Annotated in this window: 4 protein-coding genes; 3 read left to right on the top strand and 1 reads right to left on the bottom strand. The window is 46.5% G+C overall.

Going from position 1 to position 3,350, the window contains the following annotated elements:
* Nucleotides 1-1,375 (top strand): TonB-dependent receptor domain-containing protein (locus ACTHUT_RS16235; protein WP_440419068.1); only part of this gene is annotated, 1,375 nt, incomplete at its 5' end.
* A gap of 150 nt (nt 1,376-1,525) precedes the next feature.
* Here the strand turns inward: ACTHUT_RS16235 and ACTHUT_RS16230 are convergent.
* Nucleotides 1,526-2,722 (bottom strand): acetate kinase, encoded by a 1,197-nt coding sequence (locus tag ACTHUT_RS16230; protein WP_250600109.1) that lies wholly within the window; start codon nt 2,720-2,722, stop codon nt 1,526-1,528.
* Nucleotides 2,723-2,956: 234 nt separating this feature from the next.
* Between ACTHUT_RS16230 and ACTHUT_RS16225 the strand changes: the two genes are divergently transcribed.
* Together ACTHUT_RS16225 and ccoS are read left to right on the top strand one after the other, a co-directional pair.
* Nucleotides 2,957-3,262, top strand: coding sequence for an HLGFF motif protein (locus tag ACTHUT_RS16225; RefSeq protein ID WP_003681461.1), 306 nt, complete (start codon nt 2,957-2,959; stop codon nt 3,260-3,262).
* A partial coding sequence (gene ccoS, locus ACTHUT_RS16220; protein WP_440419070.1) for a cbb3-type cytochrome oxidase assembly protein CcoS occupies nt 3,262-3,350 on the top strand: 89 nt, incomplete at its 3' end. The genes ACTHUT_RS16225 and ccoS, both read left to right, overlap by 1 nt.

Raw genomic sequence — 3,350 nt, 5'->3', positions numbered from 1 at the left:
AGATGCCGGCCTGTACAGCTTTTTAGGCCGCTTCAAAGGCGACAAAGGAATATTTCCTCAGAAATCAACCATATTGCAACCTTCAGGCCAGCAAAAATTCAATACGTTCTATTTTGATACTTCCTTGAAAAAAGGCATTTATCAATTGAATTACAGCGCCAATATGGTCAACTACCGCTACAAAGGCGAATATACCGACTACTTCAATACCCAAGAAGACTTTAAAAAAGCATTTGGAGAAGATTCTGAAATTTATAAACAGCATTGCACGCCAAGCTGCGACCTTTACGAACCGGTTTATACCAAATCCGGTAAAAAGCATGCGGTAAACCATTCGGTGGCATTAAACATCAATGTCAATGACTACTTTATGCCGTTTATCAGCTATTCTCGTACGCATAGAATGCCGAATATTCAAGAAATGTATTTTTCACAAATCGGCGACTCAGGCGTCAATACAGCCCTCAAGCCGGAACAGGCCAATACTTACCAAATAGGCTTCAATACCTTCAAAAAAGGGATTTTCAAGCCGGACGATGTATTGGGTTTCAAACTGGTCGCCTACCGCAGCAGGATAAACAACTATATCCATAATGTTTATGGCAAATGGTGGGATTTGGATAAAGCACCCAGCTGGGTAACCAGTACCGGCCTGCAATACTCTATCCAGCATCGAAACTATGCCAAACCTGTTCATAAAAATGGTTTGGAAGTGGAAATGAACTATGATTTCGGCCGCTTTTTTACAACCCTGTCTTACGCATATCAAAAAACCAACCAACCAACCAACTATAGCGATGCCAGCGAATCGCCCCGCAACTCTTCTAAAGAAGACCAAATTAAACAGGGCTACGGGTTAAGCAAAATTTCACGCTTACCCCGAGATTACGGTCGGTTTGAATTGGGTTCCCGCTGGTTGGGCAACAAATTAACCATCGGCGGCATTATGCGCTATTACGGCAAAAGTACACGGGCGACGACTGAGGAGGAATTTGTTGACGGTACAACCGGTGCCAATACCTACTCTTCACATCAAATGGGCAGAAGGGTAATCAAAAAAACAGAAAGCATCAACAGACAGCCGATGATTTTTGATTTCTATGCCAATTATGAACCGAAGAAAAACCTTATCCTTCGTTTCGACATTCAAAATGCGTTCAATAAACGCTATGTCGATCCTTTGGATGCCGCAAACGATGCAGCAACCCAGCGCTATTTCAGCGTATTTGAAAGAAAAGGCGGATTAGATGATGAGGAAGTCGAATGCGATGCCAATGGTTTATGCAATGGCAAATATGGCGGTACGACACGCTCCGTCTTGAACAACTACGCACGAGGCAGGACTTTGCTGTTTACCATCAGTTATAAGTTCTAAACCTATCTATCAGCATTCTTAATATTGCACTGATTAAAAAGCCGACAAACACAATATTTGTCGGCTTTTTTCAATATATTCTCGAAATTTTCTTCATCTATACACGATAAAAAAACCTGCCCTTTCGGGCAGGTTTTCAATAATGACGGATTACAGGCCGCTCAGACGGGCAGTATCGTGTGCAATCATCAATTCTTCGTTGGTAGGAATCACAACGGCAACAGCTTTGCTGTCGGCAGTGGTAATTACACCGGCATTGCCGAAGCGAGCTTTCAGGTTGGCTTCTTGGTCGATGTGCAGACCGAGGAAGCCCAAGTAGCCCAATACGCGTTCACGGATGATGTCGGAGTTTTCGCCGATGCCGCCGGTGAATACCAATGCGTCCAAACCGCCGGCTGCTACTGCCATGCTGCCGATGTATTTAGCCAAGCGGTAGATGAAGATTTCCAGAGCCAGTTTGGCACCTGCGTGGCCGTTGGCAGCTTCTTCTTCGATGGTACGGCAGTCGTTAGACAAACCGGAGATACCGAGCAGGCCGGATTTTTTGTTCAGCATGTCGGTGATTTGGGCGATGGTCATGTTGGCATTTTCAGCCAAGAAGCTGAACACTGCGGGATCGATGTCGCCGCTGCGGGTACCCATTACCAAACCTTCCAGCGGGGTTAGGCCCATGCTGGTATCGCGTGATTCGCCATTGGCGACGGCGGTAATAGATGCGCCGTTACCCAAGTGTGCAATCACCATGCGCAGGTCTTTTTTGTCTTTGCCGAGGAAGCGTGCAGTTTCGTCAGAAACGAAGCGGTAGCTGGTACCGTGCGCACCGTAGCGGCGCAAGCCGTATTTTTCATACAATTCATGTGGAACAGCATATTTGTAAGCGTGTTCAGGCATGGTTTGATGGAATGCGGTGTCGAATACGACAACATTCGGCAGGCCTTTGAAGATGCTTTGTGCAGCGCGCAGGCCCAAAAGGTGGGCTGGGTTGTGTAAAGGAGCAAGTGGAATACATTTTTCGATACCAGCGATAACATCGTCGGTAACCAAAATGGATTCACTGTACAATTCGCCGCCGCTTACCACGCGGTGGCCGATCGCACCGATGCGGCTGTCGAGGCCGTGGGCTTTGAGTTCTTCCATCAGGGCTTCAACTGCACCGGTGTGGTCGGGCTTGGCAGACAGGTCGACTTTGTGTTTTTCGCCGTTGAATTTGAAGGTGATGTAGGCATCGGGCAGGTTGAGTTTTTCGGCAAGGCAGCTCAGCAATACTTCGCCGCTGTCGTTATCCAATACGGCACCTTTGAGAGAAGAGCTGCCGCAGTTCAAAACCAAGATTAATTTTTGTGTCATTTTATGCTCCTTGAGGTTTCAGACGGCATTTTTGTCGGGACCTTACTGCTGCTCCGGCTATGTTGCACCCTTTGTAGGACGTAGTGGGTAGCGGTCTGAACAGATTAACAAAGTAAACGCCGTATTCTAACAAAAAATGTAATCGGCTGCTTGACTTAATATTTGATGTAAAATGGACGGAATTTTATTTTAGGCCGTCTGAAAAAATGACGGCGGTTTTGAAGATTTCCCGATATGCATTATTTCAGTATCCACACTCAAGACGGCGAACACGCCGGATTTTTTATTATGTTGGCAGACGATGAATCGCAAAATCCGCCGCAAAGCGGACGCTTTGCAATCAAGCTGCAAAGCGAAGATGCAGCCGAAGCAGCGGTATTGTCGCCTTTCGAGCAAACCGATATCCCGCAATACTGGCGCGTGGTTAAAGACCGTATCGAATTGTTTTTTGACGATAAAAATATCGGCGCGTTGCGCAACGAGTATCTGACCATCAGCGGTAAAACCTTTATCCTGACCGATTTGACCGGAGCGATGTAATGGAAAGTATGTTTATCCTTGTCCCCATCAGCATTATTTTGGCCTTTATCATCGGCTGGTTTTTCTGGTGGTCGGGTAAAAACGGACA

It is taken from the genome of Neisseria sp. P0022.S010 (assembly GCF_051956635.1).
The sequence above is the reverse complement of the archived record's forward strand: the minus strand, read 5'-3'. Positions and strand labels throughout refer to the sequence as shown.

What these genes read in the sequence shown, in the direction of transcription:
- ACTHUT_RS16225 (WP_003681461.1), top strand. Translation starts at nt 2,957, where the DNA reads ATGCATTATTTCAGTATCCACACTCAAGACGGCGAACACGCCGGATTT.
- ACTHUT_RS16230 (WP_250600109.1), bottom strand. Translation starts at nt 2,722, where the DNA reads ATGACACAAAAATTAATCTTGGTTTTGAACTGCGGCAGCTCTTCTCTC.